Raw genomic sequence first — 15,433 nt, 5'->3', positions numbered from 1 at the left:
AACACTGCGGGATGTCAGGCTTCCTGCGTTATCGTTGACGACCATCGCGAGCAGGCTCGCTCCTACAAAGAAAGCGATTCGTCAGATCGGGTTTGGGCAGTCGATGAAGATGTGCTCCAGGGCAAACCGACGCGCCAGGTATTCTCCCAGCGCCTGCACGCCGTAGCGTTCGGTGGCGTGGTGACCGGCGGCGACGAAACTGATGCCGTTTTCCCGGGCGCTGTGGAAGGTCTGCTCCGACGCTTCACCGCTCAGGTACAGGTCGACGCCGGCCTGCACTGCCTGGTCGATATAGCCCTGCCCGCCGCCGGTGCACCAGCCGACTCGCCGGATCATCTGCTCGCCTTCGATCAACAGCGGCTCGCGGCCCATGACCTGCTGCACGTGGCGGGCAAAGTCGCGGGCGGTCATCGGTTCGGCAAGGGAGCCGACCAGCCCGACCACCTTGGCATTGTCTGGGTCCAGCGGGCCTTCCACGGTAATCTCCAGTTGCCGGGCCAGTTGCACGTTGTTGCCCACTTCCGGATGCAGGTCCAGCGGCAGGTGGTAGGCCAGCAGGCTGATGTCGTGTTTGAGCAGGGTCTTGAGCCGGCGCTGCTTCATGCCGGTGATGCACGGGCTTTCGCCCTTCCAGAAGTAGCCATGGTGGACCAGGATCAGGTCGGCGCTGGCTTCGACGGCGGCATCGAGCAAGGCCTGGCTGGCCGTGACGCCGCTGACGATACGCATGACTTGCGGCCGCCCCTCGACCTGCAGGCCATTGGGGCAATAATCGGCAATCCGCGAACTGCCAAGGTAACGATCCGCTTCTGCTACCAGGGTGCTCAGGGCAACGGCCATAAAAGACTCCTAAATATCCCGTTCAGAGGCACGCGCGGCCTCGTATAATGCGCGACATTATGGGCCGTCGTTGGCCCCTCGTAACCTCCCAGGATTTGTTCAATGCTCAAGGGTCTGCGTTTTTTTGGCTGGCCGCTATTGGCCGGCGTGCTGATTGCGTTGCTGATTATCCAGCGTTACCCACAGTGGGTCGGGCTTCCGAACCTGGATGTGAACCTGCAGCAGGCCCCGCAAACCACTCTGACGCAGCAGGGCCCGGTGTCCTACGCGGACGCGGTAGTCATCGCCGCACCCGCGGTGGTCAACCTCTACACCACCAAAGTGGTCAACAAGACCAGCCACCCGCTGTTCGAAGACCCGCAGTTCCGACGTTTCTTCGGCGATAACGCGCCCAAGCAGAAGCGCATGGAATCGAGCCTCGGCTCGGGCGTGATCATGAGTTCGCAAGGCTATTTGCTGACCAACAACCACGTCACCTCCGGTGCCGACCAGATCGTGGTCGCGCTCAAGGACGGTCGCGAAACCCTGGCCCGGGTTATTGGCAGTGACCCGGAAACCGACCTGGCGGTACTCAAGATCGACTTGAAGAACCTGCCGTCGATTACCGTCGGCCGCTCGGAAAGCATTCGTGTGGGTGATGTGGCACTGGCCATCGGCAACCCGTTCGGTGTCGGCCAGACCGTGACCATGGGCATCATCAGTGCCACCGGACGCAACCAGTTGGGCCTGAACAACTACGAAGACTTCATCCAGACCGATGCGGCAATCAACCCCGGCAACTCCGGTGGCGCGCTGGTGGACGCCAACGGCAACCTGACTGGCATCAACACGGCGATCTTCTCCAAGTCCGGCGGCTCCCAGGGCATCGGCTTCGCGATTCCGATCAAGCTGGCCATGGAAGTGATGAAGTCGATCATCGAGCACGGCCAGGTGATTCGTGGCTGGCTGGGCATTGAAGTGCAACCCTTGAGCCAGGAACTGGCAGAGTCGTTTGGCCTGTCCGGGCGTCCGGGCATTGTAGTGGCGGGGATTTTCCGTGACGGCCCGGCGCAGAAAGCCGGCCTGCAACTGGGGGATGTGATCCTGAGCATCGACGGTGAGCCGGCTGGCGACGGTCGGCGCTCGATGAACCAGGTGGCGCGCATCAAGCCCACCGACAAGGTCAGCATCCAGGTGATCCGCAATGGCAAGGAGCTCAAGCTGACCGCAGAAATCGGCCTGCGCCCACCTCCTGCACCCATGGTCAAGGAACAAGAGTAACGCCTGATATAAACCCTTGTAGGAGCGAGCGCCCGTTGGCGGCTTGCTCCTACAGGGGGCAACGGTGCTTTAGAGGTCGCCCAAGCCGTCGATCAACGCCTGGTTCTGCTCCGGTGTGCCGATGGAGATACGCAGGAACTGGGCAATCCGCTCCTGCTTGAAGTGCCGGACAATCACCCCTTGCTCACGCAACTTCGCCGCCAGCGCTGCCGCATCGTGCTGCGGGTGACGGGCGAAGATGAAGTTGGCTGCCGACGGCAGGACCTCAAAGCCTTTTTCCTGCAACTGCGCGACCACTTGCTCACGACTGTCGATGACCAACTGGCAGGTCTTGGTGAAATACTCGCGATCCTCGAACGCCGCTGCCGCCCCGACAATCGCCAGGCGATCCAACGGGTAGGAGTTGAAGCTGTTCTTGATCCGCTCCAACGCCTCGATCAGGTCCGGATGACCAACGGCCAGGCCAACCCGCAAGCCGGCCAACGAGCGCGACTTGGACAGGGTCTGGGTTACCAGCAGGTTCGGATAACGGTCCACCAGGCTGATCGCCGTCTCACCGCCAAAGTCGATGTAGGCCTCATCCACCACCACCACGGAATCCGGGCTGGCCTTGAGGATCTGCTCGACGGCGTCCAGGGCCAACAGGCAGCCGGTCGGCGCGTTCGGGTTGGGGAAGATGATCCCGCCGTTCGGCCGCGCGTAGTGCGCCGGGTCGATCTGGAACTGCTCGTCCAGAGGCACCGCGTCAAAGGTGATGCCGTACAGCCCGCAGTACACCGGATAGAAGCTGTAGCTGATATCCGGGAACAGCAGCGGCTTGTCGTGCTGCAGCAGGCCGTGAAAGATGTGGGCCAGGACTTCGTCGGAACCGTTACCGAGGAACACCTGGTTACCCTGCACGCCGTAGTAGCTGGCCACTGCTTGCTTGAGCAGGTCGCTGTTGGGGTCCGGGTACAGGCGCAGGTTGTCGTTCAACTCGACCTGCATGGCGGCCAGCGCCTTGGGCGATGGACCGTAGGGGTTTTCGTTGGTATTGAGCTTGACCAGCTTGGTCAGCTTCGGCTGCTCGCCCGGGACGTAGGGCACCAGGTCCTTGACGAACGCACTCCAGAATTTACTCATGTTCAGTTCCCTTCCTGATCGGCAACGATGCGGTATTCGGCGCTACGGGCGTGGGCAGTCAACGACTCGCCGCGAGCCAGCACCGAGGCGGTCTTACCCAGCTCGGAGGCACCCGCTTCGGAGCAGAAGATGATCGACGAGCGCTTCTGGAAGTCGTAGACCCCCAGCGGCGAGGAAAATCGCGCGGTGCCGGAGGTCGGCAGCACGTGGTTGGGGCCGGCGCAATAATCGCCCAGGGCCTCAGAGGTGTGGCGCCCCATGAAGATCGCGCCAGCGTGACGAATCTGCGGCAGCCAGGCTTGCGGGTCGGCCACCGACAACTCCAGGTGCTCCGGGGCGATGCGGTTGGCTACGTCGATGGCTTGTTGCATGTCACGCACCTGGATCAGTGCGCCACGACCGTTGATCGACGTCTGGATGATCTCGGCACGTTCCATGGTCGGCAGCAGCTTGCTGATGCTCGCCGCCACCCGGTCGAGGAATTCGGCGTCGGGACTGACCAGGATAGCCTGGGCGTCTTCGTCGTGCTCGGCCTGGGAAAACAGGTCCATGGCAATCCAGTCCGGATCGGTCTGGCCGTCGCACACCACGAGGATCTCCGAAGGCCCGGCAATCATGTCGATACCGACCTGACCAAACACGTGGCGCTTGGCGGTGGCAACGTAGATGTTGCCCGGGCCGACCACCTTGTCGACCCGCGGCACGCTTTCGGTGCCGTAAGCCAATGCGGCAACGGCTTGAGCGCCACCGATGGTGAACACGCGGTCGACGCCGGCGATGCAGGCCGCGGCCAGCACCAGCTCATTGATTTCGCCCCGTGGCGTCGGCACCACCATGACCACCTCGGGCACACCCGCGACCTTGGCTGGAATCGCGTTCATCAGCACCGAAGACGGGTAGGAAGCCTTGCCGCCTGGCACGTACAGGCCCGCGCGATCCAGCGGCGTGACTTTCTGGCCCAGCACCGTGCCATCGGCCTCGGTGTAGCTCCAGGAGTCCTGCTTCTGCTTTTCGTGGTAGCTGCGCACACGGGCGGCGGCGACTTCCAGCGCTTCGCGCTGAGGCACGGAGATGCGGGTGAGCGCCAGCTCCAGACGCTCGCGCGGCAGGATCAGGTCGGCCATGGACTTCACGTCCAGGCCGTCGAACTGGCGGGTAAAGTCCACCAGTGCCGCATCGCCACGCTCACGCACGGCCTTGATGATGTCCAGCACCCGCTGATTGACCGAGTCGTCAGACACACTTTCCCAGCTCAGCAGATGATCCAGATGATGCGCGAAATCCGGGTCAGCAGCGTTGAGTCGGCGAATTGCAGTCGGTGCGGTCATAGCGAGAGCCTCATAGGAATGGCAAAAACTCAGGCGCCCTAAACTAGCAGTCGTTCCGCTTGGGCACCTGAGAATTCTGGCTATGAGGCGGATAGACGGGCGCGACTTAACGTCGCGCAAGTGAATCAGCCGCGGTGTCGCGACTCCACTGCCTGGCGCAGGGTGTCGATCAACGCCTGGATCCTGGCGTGTTGCATTTTCATCGAAGCCTTGTTGACGATCAGCCGGGAGCTGATCGCCGCAATGAACTCCTGTGGCTCCAGGCCGTTGGCCCGCAGCGTGTTGCCGGTATCGACCACGTCGATGATCTTGTCCGCCAGGCCGATCAGCGGTGCCAGTTCCATCGAGCCATACAGCTTGATGATGTCGACCTGGCGGCCTTGCTCGGCGTAGTAACGCTTGGCAACGTTGACGAACTTGGTGGCGATCCGCAGGCGGCCCTTGGGCTCGATGGCACCGACTTTGCCGGCGGTCATCAGCTTGCATTGGGCGATCTGCAGGTCCAGCGGCTCGTAGAGGCCCTGGCCGCCGTATTCCATCAACACATCTTTACCGGCGACGCCCAGGTCAGCGGCACCATGCTCGACGTAGGTCGGCACATCAGTGGCGCGCACGATGAGCAAGCGCACATCGGCCTGGGTCGTGGGGATGATCAGCTTGCGGCTCTTGTCCGGATTCTCGGTTGGCACGATGCCCGCTTCAGCCAGAAGCGGCAGGGTGTCGTCGAGGATGCGGCCCTTGGACAGTGCGATGGTCAGCATGGGAAACGTCAGTCCTTATCAGGCAACGATGCCCGGTCGCAAACGGCGCCGGACACAGATCGAGCCCGTAACAGGCTCGACTTCAACAAATCTGTGGGCACCTCCCTGTGCCCTTGACGCAACGACTAGCCCGGTACGCGGCGGATCTTCGCGCCGAGCATCTGCAGCTTCTCTTCGATGCACTCGTAACCACGGTCTATGTGGTAGATGCGATCGATCAGCGTATCGCCTTCGGCTACCAGCGCCGAAATCACCAGACTGGCCGAAGCACGCAGGTCGGTGGCCATGACTGGCGCGCCCTTGAGCTTGTCGATGCCGGTAACGATGGCAGTGTTGCCTTCGACCTGGATATGAGCGCCCATGCGGTGCAGCTCGTAGACGTGCATGAAGCGGTTTTCGAAGATCGTCTCGATCACAGCGCCCGTGCCTTCGGCAATAGCGTTGAGGGAGATGAACTGCGCCTGCATGTCGGTCGGAAACGCCGGGTACGGAGCAGTACGCACGTTGACCGCTTTCGGTCGCTTGCCGTGCATGTTCAGCTCGATCCAGTCTTCGCCCGTGGTGATTTCAGCACCGGCTTCGCGAAGTTTTTCCAGCACCGCTTCGAGGATGGTCGGATCGGTGTCCTTGACCTTCACCCGGCCGCCGGTCACGGCTGCCGCGACCAGGTAGGTACCGGTTTCGATACGGTCCGGCATCACGCGGTAGGTGGCAGTGCCCAGGCGCTTCACGCCTTCGATGGTGATGGTGTCGGTGCCAGCGCCCTGGACGTTGGCGCCCATGGCGTTGAGGAAGTTCGCCAGGTCGACGACTTCCGGCTCACGAGCGGCGTTCTGCAGCACGCTGCGGCCGTTGGCCAGGGCTGCGGCCATCATGATGTTCTCGGTACCGGTCACACTGACGGTATCGAAGAAGAAGTTGGCCCCGCGCAAGCCGCCTTCTGGCGCCTTGGCCTTGATGTAGCCGCCTTCCACGTCGATGGTCGCGCCCATGGCTTCAAGGCCACGGATGTGCAGGTCGACCGGACGCGAACCGATGGCGCAACCGCCAGGCAGCGCCACTTCGGCCTCGCCAAAACGGGCAACCATCGGCCCCAGCACCAGGATCGAGGCACGCATGGTTTTCACCAGTTCGTACGGCGCGATCAGGGTCTTGATGGTACGTGGGTCGATTTCGACGCTGAGTTTTTCGTCGATCACAGGCTCAATGCCCATTCGACCGAACAGCTCGATCATGGTGGTGATGTCGTGCAAGTGCGGCAGGTTGGCAACCGTCACCGGGCCATCGCACAGCAGCGTTGCCGCCAGGATCGGCAGGGCAGAGTTCTTTGCCCCGGAGATACGGATTTCGCCATCAAGACGAACGCCGCCGGTAATAATCAATTTATCCATAAGAATCTCGACGCCCTTGGGCTCAGGTGCGCTCGGCCCAGGCCGCGCTGCTGAAAAATTTCATAGTGACCGCGTGGATGCTGCCATCGGCGATCCATGGGTTCAAATGGGCATAGATGCTCTGCTGACGCTTGACCGGGCTCAAAGCCACCAGTTCATCGCTAATCACGTTCAGCTGAAAGTTGCAGCCTTCGCCTTCAACTTCTACCTGAGTTCCGGGAAGCTTTCCCTCAAGGAAGCTCTTCACTTCTACGGCCTGCATGCTAAACCTCAATCGGCGCCCTGTGCGCGCGGGTCGGACATCATACAAAAAAGCCCCGCGCCTGCGAACCCCGCATAGCAGGACTCTGACGGGGGGCTTCTTTATAGATGGTAGTTAAGGGTGCGCCAAAAGCTCGGTCAAACCCGAGACCTGAGCAATTTCACGCATATCGTCAGGCAGGGCACGGATGCTCACCGCCTTGCCGGCCGCTGCCGCATCACGAATGAACGCCAGCAGCAAGGACAAGCCAACGCTGCTGGATTTCTCCACACCGGCGCAATCGAGCACCACGGCAGGTGCCGTGCTCGATTTGATCAAGGCCTGGCCCTGCTTGCGCAGGACTGGCCCGGAGCGGTAATCGAGGACTCCGCTGAGCAGCAGCTCACCGGCCTCCCCCAAACGCACGGCCGAGTCACTCATTGGCTTTGCTTCTCGGTGTTTTCCTTGGCCTTGGCCACTTCACCGGCCCAACCATTGATGGTCTTGTCCAGGTCGTTGCCGTTGCGTTGCATGGCGTCGGCGAACTGGTCACGGAACAGCTTGCCAATGTTGATGCCATTGATGATCACGTTGCGCAGTTTCCACTCGCCATTGATCTTTTCCAGGGTGTAGGACACTGGATAGATCGCGCCGTTGCTGCCCTTGACGGTCATGCCGACGCTGGTGCGGTCGCCCGACTCGTCCTTGGCCGGGTCCACGGTGATGCCCTGGTTGTTGTACTCAAGCAGCGCATTGCCATAGAACTGGAACAGGCCAGTCTTGAAGTTCTCTTCGAAGGTCTTCATCTGCGCCGGCGTGGCTTTGCGCGAATACTTGACGGTCATGATGCTCTTGGAGATGCCTTCGGCATCCACCACGGGCCCGACAATGCTGTTCAGCGCGGCGTAGAAGTCTTTCGGGTCCTGCTTGTACTTTTCCTTGTTGGCCGCCAGATCGGCGAGCAACCGGCTGGTCGTATCCTGCACCAGATCATGCGCAGAGGGCGCAGCCACGGCGTTAGCCACCAGCGGCAAGGCCGCGAGCAGTACCAACAGGCCACGTCGCAAGGTAGAGATCATGGAAAAACTCCTCATTTAGCTTCTTTACTAACAGTATTGAGCAGGAATTTACCGATCAGGTCTTCGAGCACCAGCGAGGACTGCGTGTCATGGATGGTCCCGCCATCCTTGAGCAAGGATTCTTCGCCGCCCACGCTGATACCGATGTATTTCTCGCCCAACAGGCCAGCGGTGAGGATAGATGCAGTGGAGTCGGACGGCAGGTTATCTACCCGTTTTTCCAGCTGCAGCGTCACACGTCCGGTGAAACTGTCGCGATCCAGATCGATTGCCGTGACCTTGCCGATGGTCACACCGGCCATGGTCACTTTCGATCTGACAGTCAAACCGGCGATATTGTCGAAATACGCATAAAGTTTATAGCTGTCGGTGCTCGACACCGGGGACAGTCCACTGACCCGCAGAGCAAGCAACAGTAAAGCCAGGATGCCAGCCAGCAAGAAAAGGCCGACACCGATTTCCAGGGTGCGGTTTTGCATCAGAAATCTCCAAACATCAAGGCGGTCAGAATAAAGTCCAGGCCGAGAATGGCCAATGAGGCATACACCACGGTCTTGGTGGTGGCACGACTGATCCCCTCTGAAGTGGGCTCACAGTCATAGCCTTGGAATACGGCGATCCAGGTCACGACAAAGGCAAAGACCATGCTTTTAATGACACCATTGAGCACGTCGCCATTGAACGTCACGCTGTTTTGCATGTTCGACCAGTAAGAGCCTTCATACACGCCCAGCCAGTCGACAGCCACCCAGGAACCACCCCAGATACCAACCACGCTGAAAATCATCGCCAGCAGCGGCAGGGAAATGAAGCCGGCCCATAGTCTTGGGGCAATGATGTACTTGAGCGGGTCGACGCCAATCATTTCCAGGCTGGACAACTGCTCGGTGGACTTCATGTTGCCGATTTCCGCGGTCAGCGCCGAACCGGCGCGCCCGGCAAACAGCAGCGCAGTCACCACCGGCCCCAGCTCGCGCAACAGGGTCAGCGCCACCATCTGCCCAACCGCCTGCTCCGAACCGTAGCTGGAGAGGATGTTGAAGCCTTGCAGCGCCAGCACCATGCCGATGAAGATCCCCGAGACCACAATGATCACCAGGGACATCACGCCAACCGAGTGCAGCTGTTTGATCAGCAGGTTGAACCCGCCGCCGACGCTGCCGCGCCCGAGCAAGGCGTGAAACAGGAACAATGACGAACGGCCAAGCACCGCGACGCTGTCGATGGCGGCCTGGCCGAATCGACGCACTCTCTCTATCAGTGAAGTCTTGCGCATCAGCGCTTCCCCAGAAGATCTGCGCGGTAATCCGTCGCGGGAAAATGGAAGGGTACCGGACCGTCCGGATCACCTTTCATGAATTGGCGGATCCGCGGATTATCGGAATCCATCAGTTCGGCGGGCGTGCCCTGCCCCAGTACCTGGCCATCACCGACTACATACAGGTAATCAGCGATGCTCGCGGTTTCGGCCAGGTCATGGGAAACCACGATGCTGGTGATCCCCAGGGCATCGTTGAGCAGGCGAATCAGGCGAACCAGCACCCCCATGGCGATGGGGTCCTGGCCGACGAAGGGCTCGTCGTACATGAGGATGCCCGGGTCCAGGGCAATCGCCCGGGCCAGCGCGACACGACGCTTCATGCCGCCGGACAGTTCGTCAGGCATCAACTCGGTAGCCCCGCGCAAACCCACCGCCTGCAGTTTCATCAGGACGATGTCGCGGATCATTTCTTCGGGCAGCTGGGTATGCACGCGCAGCGGAAACGCGACGTTCTCGAATACATCGAGGTCGGTGAACAGCGCTCCGCTCTGGAACAGCACGCCCATATGCTTGCGCGCATCGAACAGATCGCTGCGCGACAGCTTGGGCAAATTCTGGCCGTTGACCCACACTTCGCCACTGGAAGGACGCAACTGCGCGCCCATCAGGCGTAGCAGCGTGGTTTTCCCGCAACCGGAAGGCCCCATGATGCCGGTGACCTTACCGCGTGGTATGCGAATATCGACATTGTTGAAAATGCTGCGCGCGCCGCGCTTGAAGGACACTCCCTTAAGCTCGACCGCGTAGGCGTTATCGGCACTCATCTAAACTCCTTGCGATGCAAGCCTCTCACTCGGACGCCGCACCCTCCGACGAGAGCACATATCATCCTTGGCAGGCCGGACAGGCGACGAACTATATCACTGCCCAGCCACGGCGCCCAAGGCCGAAGACCGCCGCATTCAGCTTCAATTAAGGTTAAAGCCGGTTAATCGCAGGGTTCCCGTGACGCAGCCCGCACAAAGCGTGACGAACTAACGTGAGGGAATTGATCATTACCGTTATAATCGCCACCTTTTCCCAGGCTATTCGACTTCAGACATGAGCCAGTCCAGCGACCCGATCAAATCGGCACAACGTACGATCCGCCTCGAGCTGGAAGCCGTCAAAGGCTTGCTGGCCCATATCGACGCAGACTTCGTACGCGCTTGCGAGTTGATTCTGTCCAGCAAAGGCCGAGTGGTGGTAGTCGGCATGGGCAAGTCCGGGCACATCGGCAACAAGATTGCCGCGACCCTGGCCAGCACCGGCACCACGGCCTTTTTCGTGCACCCCGCCGAAGCCAGCCACGGCGACATGGGCATGATTACCCGAGATGACATCATCCTTGCCCTGTCCAATTCCGGCTCGACCCACGAAATCATCACCCTGCTGCCGCTGATCAAGCGCATGGGGATCCAGTTGATCAGCCTGACCGGCAATCCTGACTCAGCGCTGGCCAAGGCCGCCGATGTCAATCTCAATGTGCATGTCGAGCATGAAGCCTGCCCGCTGAACCTGGCACCCACCTCATCGACCACCGCCGCGCTGGTGATGGGCGACGCCCTGGCAGTGGCCCTGCTGGAAGCCCGGGGCTTTACCGCCGAAGACTTCGCCTTTTCCCACCCGGGTGGCGCGCTGGGTCGCCGCCTGCTGCTGAAGGTCGAAGACGTCATGCACATCGGTGCCGACTTGCCGCAGGTGGCGCGCGGCACGCCGCTCAAGGACGCCTTGCTGGAAATGACCCGCAAGGGCCTGGGCATGACCGTGGTCCTGGAAGCCGATGGCACCCTGGCCGGAATTTTCACGGACGGTGACCTGCGCCGCTCCCTGGACCGTGCGATCGACTTCCAGCAGGCCAAAATCGAGCACGTGATGACCCTTCACGGCAAGACCGCCCGGGCCGACATGCTCGCCGCACAAGCCCTGAAGATCATGGAAGACAACAAGATCAACGCCTTGGTGGTGGTCGACGACAACGACCGCCCGGTAGGTGCCCTGAACATGCACGACTTGTTGCGCGCAGGGGTGATGTAATGGCTGACGACCTGCTCGAACGCGCCAGGCCCGTCAAGCTGGCGGTCTTCGACGTCGACGGCGTACTCACGGACGGACGCCTGCATTTCCTCGAGGATGGCAGCGAGTTCAAGAGTTTCAGCACCCTCGACGGCCAGGGCATGAAAATGTTGCGAGCCAGCGGTGTGACAATGGCCATTATCAGTGGTCGAACTAGCCCGGCAGTCCAGCATCGCGCCAAAAACCTGGGGATTACCCACCTGTATCAAGGCCGCGAGGACAAACTTGTGGTGCTCGACGAGCTTCTCGCGCAACTGGGCCTAAGCTATGAACAAGTCGCCTATCTGGGCGACGACCTGCCCGACCTGCCGGTGATTGTACGGGTCGGCCTGGGCATGGCCGTTGCCAATGCCGCGAGTTTTGTCCGCGAACACGCCCACGGCATCACCGAGGCCCGTGGTGGCGAAGGTGCTGCTCGAGAATTCTGTGAATTGATATTACGCGCCCAAGGCAATCTGCAAGACGCCAACGTCGCGTACCTGTGAGTCATTTATGCTGAGTAAAAAGTTTCGCAACATCGTGTTCTTCGCAGCCATCGCCGCGCTGTTTGCGGCTGTCGGCTACTGGAACATCAGCCCCGAGCGCTTTCTCGACAAGCCGGTAGCCGCAGTCAACGAGAGCGAGATCGACTACTACGCCATCAACGCCCACAGCGTGCAGTTCCTGCCAGATGGCAAGTTGCAGTACGACATGACGTCCGACAAGGTCGAGCACGTCAAGGCCAGCGAAGTGACCTTGCTGACCAAACCGGACCTGCAGATGTATCGCGGCAGCGAATTCCCCTGGCACGTGCAGAGCGAACGTGGCGAGGTCAATCCTGACGGCACCGAGGTCGAGCTGATCGACTCGGTGCGCATTGCACGCACCGATGCCAAGAATCGCCCAATGGTCATCACCACCACACGCATGACGGTATTCCCCAAGCAACAATATGCGCAGACCCAGCAAGCCGTTAGAATCGACGGCGCTGGCGGTGTATCGACTGGTACCGGAATGAAGGCGTATTTGAAAGACAGCAGGATACACCTGCTATCGAACGTAAGAGGACAGTATGAGGCTCGTTAAAACCCTCCCTATTTTGCTCAGTCTGGGCGCAGCACTGGGAAGCGTGAGCGCCTGGGCCCTGCCGACCGATAGAGATCAACCTATCCGCATCCAGGCCGACGACGCCCAACTGGACGACAAGAACGGTATCGCCACCTACAAGGGCGACGTGATCATCACCCAGGGCTCGATGAAGGTCACCGGCAACACCGTGACCATCACCCGCACCGCGGCTGGTGATATCGACGTCGTGACCTCGGTCGGCAACCTGGCCTACTTCGAGCAGATGCAGACTGCGGGCGACTCCAAGCCCGTGCAGGGCTACGGGGTGACCATCCAGTACCACGCCTCGCAAGACCGCGTCGTGCTGATCGATCGGGCCAAAGTCGTCGACAAGGACGGCAACATTACCCAGGGCGAGAAAATCGTCTACGACACCAACAAAAAGCTCGCCAGCGCCGGTCGCGCCACGGGCAGCAAAGTCACTGAGCAACGTCCGCGGATCGACATGGTCATCCAGCCGAAAAAGAAAACTGACGAGCAAAAGGCCCAGTAATGGCAACTCTCAAAGCCCAGCACTTGGCCAAGAGCTACAAGAGCCGTCAGGTCGTGCGTGACGTCAGCCTGTCCATCGACAGCGGCCAGATCGTCGGCCTGCTTGGCCCTAACGGTGCCGGCAAGACTACCTGCTTCTATATGATCGTCGGCCTGGTGCAGGCCGATCAGGGTCGCGTACTGATCGATGACCTGGACGTCAGCCACCAGCCCATGCACGGTCGCGCGCGGGCAGGTATCGGCTATCTTCCACAGGAAGCGTCGATCTTCCGCAAACTGTCGGTTGCCGACAACATCATGGCCATTCTCGAAACCCGCAAGGAACTCGACAAGGCCGGTCGGCGCAAGGAACTCGAAAGCCTGTTGCAGGAGTTCCACATCAACCACATCCGCGACAACCTGGGCATGAGCCTTTCCGGTGGCGAACGACGCCGCGTGGAAATTGCCCGCGCCCTCGCCACCGCGCCGAAATTCATCCTGCTCGACGAACCTTTCGCCGGCGTGGACCCGATTTCGGTCGGCGACATCAAGCAGATCATCCATCACCTCAAGGCCAAGGGCATTGGCGTGCTGATCACGGACCACAACGTGCGTGAAACCCTGGACATCTGCGAAACCGCCTACATCGTCAACGATGGTCAACTGATCGCAGAAGGTGACGCTGAAACCATCCTGGCCAACGAACTGGTCAAGGAAGTGTACCTGGGCCATGAGTTCCGCCTTTAAGCTGCGAGGCGTCTGGTCTGCCGGCAGAGCGGATTGTCAATGAAAGCCTTAATATTTTTATTGTCATGACGCTCTAGGCAAACACTTCAGTTTCAGGCATATAATTTGCTTAAGTTTGGCGCTCCGGCGCCCTGTAGTGGATGGCGCACGTGCGCCGGCGAATAAGGTGTTAAGCCCCAGCCATGAAACCATCGCTAGTCTTGAGAATGGGCCAGCAGCTGACGATGACACCGCAGCTGCAACAGGCCATCCGCCTGCTCCAATTGTCGACCCTGGACCTGCAACAGGAAATCCAGGAAGCCTTGGAGTCAAATCCAATGCTCGAACGCCAGGAAGAAGGCGACGACTTCGATAACGCCGACCCGATGGCGGACAACATCGAGCACAAACCCAACACCGACGTCCAGGAACCCTCCTACCAGGAAACCGCCCCCACGGTGGATAACCTCGAGGAAGGAGAATGGAACGAGCGCATTCCCAATGAACTACCGGTCGACACCGCCTGGGAAGACGTCTACCAGACCAGTGCCAGCAGCTTGCCCAGCAACGATGACGACGAGTGGGACTTCACCACCCGCACCTCCGCCGGGGAAAGCCTGCAGAGCCACTTGCTCTGGCAATTGAACCTGTCCCCGATGTCCGACACCGATCGCCTGATCGGCGTGACCCTGATCGACTGCATCAACAACCAGGGTTACCTGGACGAAACCCTTGAGGAGATTCTCGAGGCATTCGACCCGGAACTGGACATCGAGCTGGACGAAATCGAAGCCGTCCTGCACCGCATCCAGCAATTCGAACCCGCCGGCATCGGCGCCCGCAACCTGGGCGAGTGCCTGTTGCTGCAATTGCGCCAGCTGGCCGCCAAGACCCCTTGGCTGGCAGAAGCCAAGCGCCTGGTCAGCGATTACATCGACCTGCTCGGCAGCCGCGACTACAGCCAACTGATGCGGCGCATGAAGCTCAAGGAAGACGAACTGCGCCAGGTCATCGAACTGGTCCAGAGCCTCAACCCGCGACCTGGCTCGCAGATCGAGTCCAGCGAAGCCGAGTACGTGGTGCCGGATGTGATCGTGCGCAAGGACAACGAGCGCTGGCTGGTGGAACTGAACCAGGAGTCGGTACCGCGCTTGCGGGTCAATCCCCAGTACGCCGGATTCGTCCGTCGCGCTGACACCAGCGCCGACAACACCTTCATGCGCAATCAGTTGCAGGAGGCGCGCTGGTTCATCAAGAGCCTGCAAAGCCGCAACGAAACCCTGATGAAAGTGGCCACCCAGATCGTCGAGCACCAGCGCGGCTTTCTCGAATATGGCGACGAGGCGATGAAGCCGTTGGTCCTGCATGACATTGCCGAAGCGGTAGGCATGCACGAGTCGACGATTTCCCGGGTCACCACGCAAAAATTCATGCATACCCCGCGCGGTATCTATGAGCTGAAATACTTTTTCTCAAGCCACGTCAGCACCTCCGAAGGCGGCGAATGCTCGTCCACGGCGATCCGCGCGATCATCAAAAAACTGGTTGCCGCGGAAAATCAGAAAAAGCCGTTGAGTGACAGCAAGATCGCTGGTTTACTGGAGGCACAAGGTATTCAGGTAGCCCGTCGTACCGTCGCCAAGTACCGCGAATCCCTCGGGATCGCGCCTTCGAGTGAACGCAAGCGATTGATGTAACGGGCCACGCCACAGCGTTCCAGGGTGTTTTCGA

18 protein-coding genes are annotated in these 15,433 nt (G+C 60.4%); 7 read left to right on the top strand and 11 right to left on the bottom strand.

Features of this window, described 5'->3' with window-relative positions:
- Positions 1-81: 81 nt before the first annotated feature.
- A complete protein-coding gene (locus PspS04_RS04205; RefSeq protein WP_159993788.1) occupies positions 82-840 on the bottom strand; it encodes a Nif3-like dinuclear metal center hexameric protein in 759 nt (252 codons plus the stop codon).
- Positions 841-942: 102 nt separating this feature from the next.
- Here PspS04_RS04205 and algW point away from each other — a divergent pair, with 102 nt between their 5' ends.
- A complete protein-coding gene (gene algW / locus PspS04_RS04200; protein ID WP_095169365.1) occupies positions 943-2,100 on the top strand; it encodes a Do family serine endopeptidase AlgW in 1,158 nt (385 codons plus the stop codon).
- A 69-nt stretch (positions 2,101-2,169) separates the two neighbouring features.
- On the opposite strand, the gene hisC is transcribed toward algW, so the two are convergent.
- The 10 genes from hisC to PspS04_RS04150 all read right to left on the bottom strand — a co-directional run bounded on the left by hisC (position 2,170) and on the right by PspS04_RS04150 (position 10,107).
- Positions 2,170-3,222: a histidinol-phosphate transaminase gene (hisC, locus tag PspS04_RS04195; protein WP_095169364.1), complete on the bottom strand. Its 1,053-nt coding sequence runs from the start codon at positions 3,220-3,222 to the stop codon at positions 2,170-2,172.
- Between the two features lie 2 nt (positions 3,223-3,224).
- Positions 3,225-4,550, bottom strand: a complete 1,326-nt coding sequence (gene hisD, locus PspS04_RS04190) for a histidinol dehydrogenase (RefSeq protein ID WP_159993786.1) — start codon at positions 4,548-4,550, stop codon at positions 3,225-3,227.
- 125 nt (positions 4,551-4,675) lie between these two features.
- Complete coding sequence (hisG, locus tag PspS04_RS04185) at positions 4,676-5,311, bottom strand: ATP phosphoribosyltransferase (protein WP_095169362.1); 636 nt, start codon at positions 5,309-5,311, stop codon at positions 4,676-4,678.
- A gap of 125 nt (positions 5,312-5,436) precedes the next feature.
- Positions 5,437-6,702: a UDP-N-acetylglucosamine 1-carboxyvinyltransferase gene (gene murA / locus PspS04_RS04180; protein WP_095169361.1), complete on the bottom strand. Its 1,266-nt coding sequence runs from the start codon at positions 6,700-6,702 to the stop codon at positions 5,437-5,439.
- A 22-nt stretch (positions 6,703-6,724) separates the two neighbouring features.
- Positions 6,725-6,964, bottom strand: coding sequence for a BolA family protein (locus PspS04_RS04175; RefSeq protein ID WP_003439919.1), 240 nt, complete (start codon positions 6,962-6,964; stop codon positions 6,725-6,727).
- A gap of 114 nt (positions 6,965-7,078) precedes the next feature.
- On the bottom strand, positions 7,079-7,384 hold the full coding sequence (locus PspS04_RS04170) for an STAS domain-containing protein (RefSeq protein ID WP_095169360.1): 306 nt from the start codon (positions 7,382-7,384) through the stop codon (positions 7,079-7,081).
- Positions 7,381-8,022, bottom strand: coding sequence for an MlaC/ttg2D family ABC transporter substrate-binding protein (locus PspS04_RS04165; protein WP_159993784.1), 642 nt, complete (start codon positions 8,020-8,022; stop codon positions 7,381-7,383). The genes PspS04_RS04170 and PspS04_RS04165 overlap by 4 nt, the downstream gene beginning before the upstream one ends.
- 11 nt (positions 8,023-8,033) lie before the next feature.
- Positions 8,034-8,501, bottom strand: a complete 468-nt coding sequence (mlaD, locus tag PspS04_RS04160; RefSeq protein WP_027618532.1) for an outer membrane lipid asymmetry maintenance protein MlaD — start codon at positions 8,499-8,501, stop codon at positions 8,034-8,036.
- Positions 8,501-9,298 carry a lipid asymmetry maintenance ABC transporter permease subunit MlaE gene (mlaE, locus tag PspS04_RS04155; RefSeq protein ID WP_159993782.1) on the bottom strand — a complete coding sequence of 266 codons (798 nt, stop codon included), beginning with the start codon at positions 9,296-9,298 and terminating at the stop codon, positions 8,501-8,503. The genes mlaD and mlaE overlap by 1 nt, the downstream gene beginning before the upstream one ends.
- Positions 9,298-10,107 (bottom strand): ATP-binding cassette domain-containing protein, encoded by an 810-nt coding sequence (locus PspS04_RS04150; protein WP_095169357.1) that lies wholly within the window; start codon positions 10,105-10,107, stop codon positions 9,298-9,300. The genes mlaE and PspS04_RS04150 overlap by 1 nt, the downstream gene beginning before the upstream one ends.
- 277 nt (positions 10,108-10,384) lie before the next feature.
- Between PspS04_RS04150 and PspS04_RS04145 the strand changes: the two genes are divergently transcribed.
- The 6 genes from PspS04_RS04145 to PspS04_RS04120 all read left to right on the top strand — a co-directional run bounded on the left by PspS04_RS04145 (position 10,385) and on the right by PspS04_RS04120 (position 15,399).
- Positions 10,385-11,359, top strand: coding sequence for a KpsF/GutQ family sugar-phosphate isomerase (locus tag PspS04_RS04145; protein WP_159993780.1), 975 nt, complete (start codon positions 10,385-10,387; stop codon positions 11,357-11,359).
- Positions 11,359-11,883, top strand: a complete 525-nt coding sequence (locus tag PspS04_RS04140) for a KdsC family phosphatase (RefSeq protein WP_159993778.1) — start codon at positions 11,359-11,361, stop codon at positions 11,881-11,883. Before PspS04_RS04145 ends, PspS04_RS04140 begins: the two co-directional genes overlap by 1 nt.
- A gap of 7 nt (positions 11,884-11,890) precedes the next feature.
- Positions 11,891-12,463 (top strand): LPS export ABC transporter periplasmic protein LptC, encoded by a 573-nt coding sequence (gene lptC / locus PspS04_RS04135; RefSeq protein ID WP_095169354.1) that lies wholly within the window; start codon positions 11,891-11,893, stop codon positions 12,461-12,463.
- Positions 12,450-12,998 carry a lipopolysaccharide transport periplasmic protein LptA gene (gene lptA, locus PspS04_RS04130; RefSeq protein ID WP_095169353.1) on the top strand — a complete coding sequence of 183 codons (549 nt, stop codon included), beginning with the start codon at positions 12,450-12,452 and terminating at the stop codon, positions 12,996-12,998. The genes lptC and lptA overlap by 14 nt, the downstream gene beginning before the upstream one ends.
- A complete protein-coding gene (lptB, locus tag PspS04_RS04125; RefSeq protein WP_095169352.1) occupies positions 12,998-13,723 on the top strand; it encodes an LPS export ABC transporter ATP-binding protein in 726 nt (241 codons plus the stop codon). The genes lptA and lptB overlap by 1 nt, the downstream gene beginning before the upstream one ends.
- 182 nt (positions 13,724-13,905) lie before the next feature.
- Complete coding sequence (locus tag PspS04_RS04120; protein ID WP_095169351.1) at positions 13,906-15,399, top strand: RNA polymerase factor sigma-54; 1,494 nt, start codon at positions 13,906-13,908, stop codon at positions 15,397-15,399.
- The last annotated feature ends 34 nt before the right edge of the window (positions 15,400-15,433 follow it).

This window comes from Pseudomonas sp. S04 (assembly GCF_009834545.1).
Lineage (GTDB): Bacteria > Pseudomonadota > Gammaproteobacteria > Pseudomonadales > Pseudomonadaceae > Aquipseudomonas.
The sequence above is the reverse complement of the archived record's forward strand: the minus strand, read 5'-3'. Positions and strand labels throughout refer to the sequence as shown.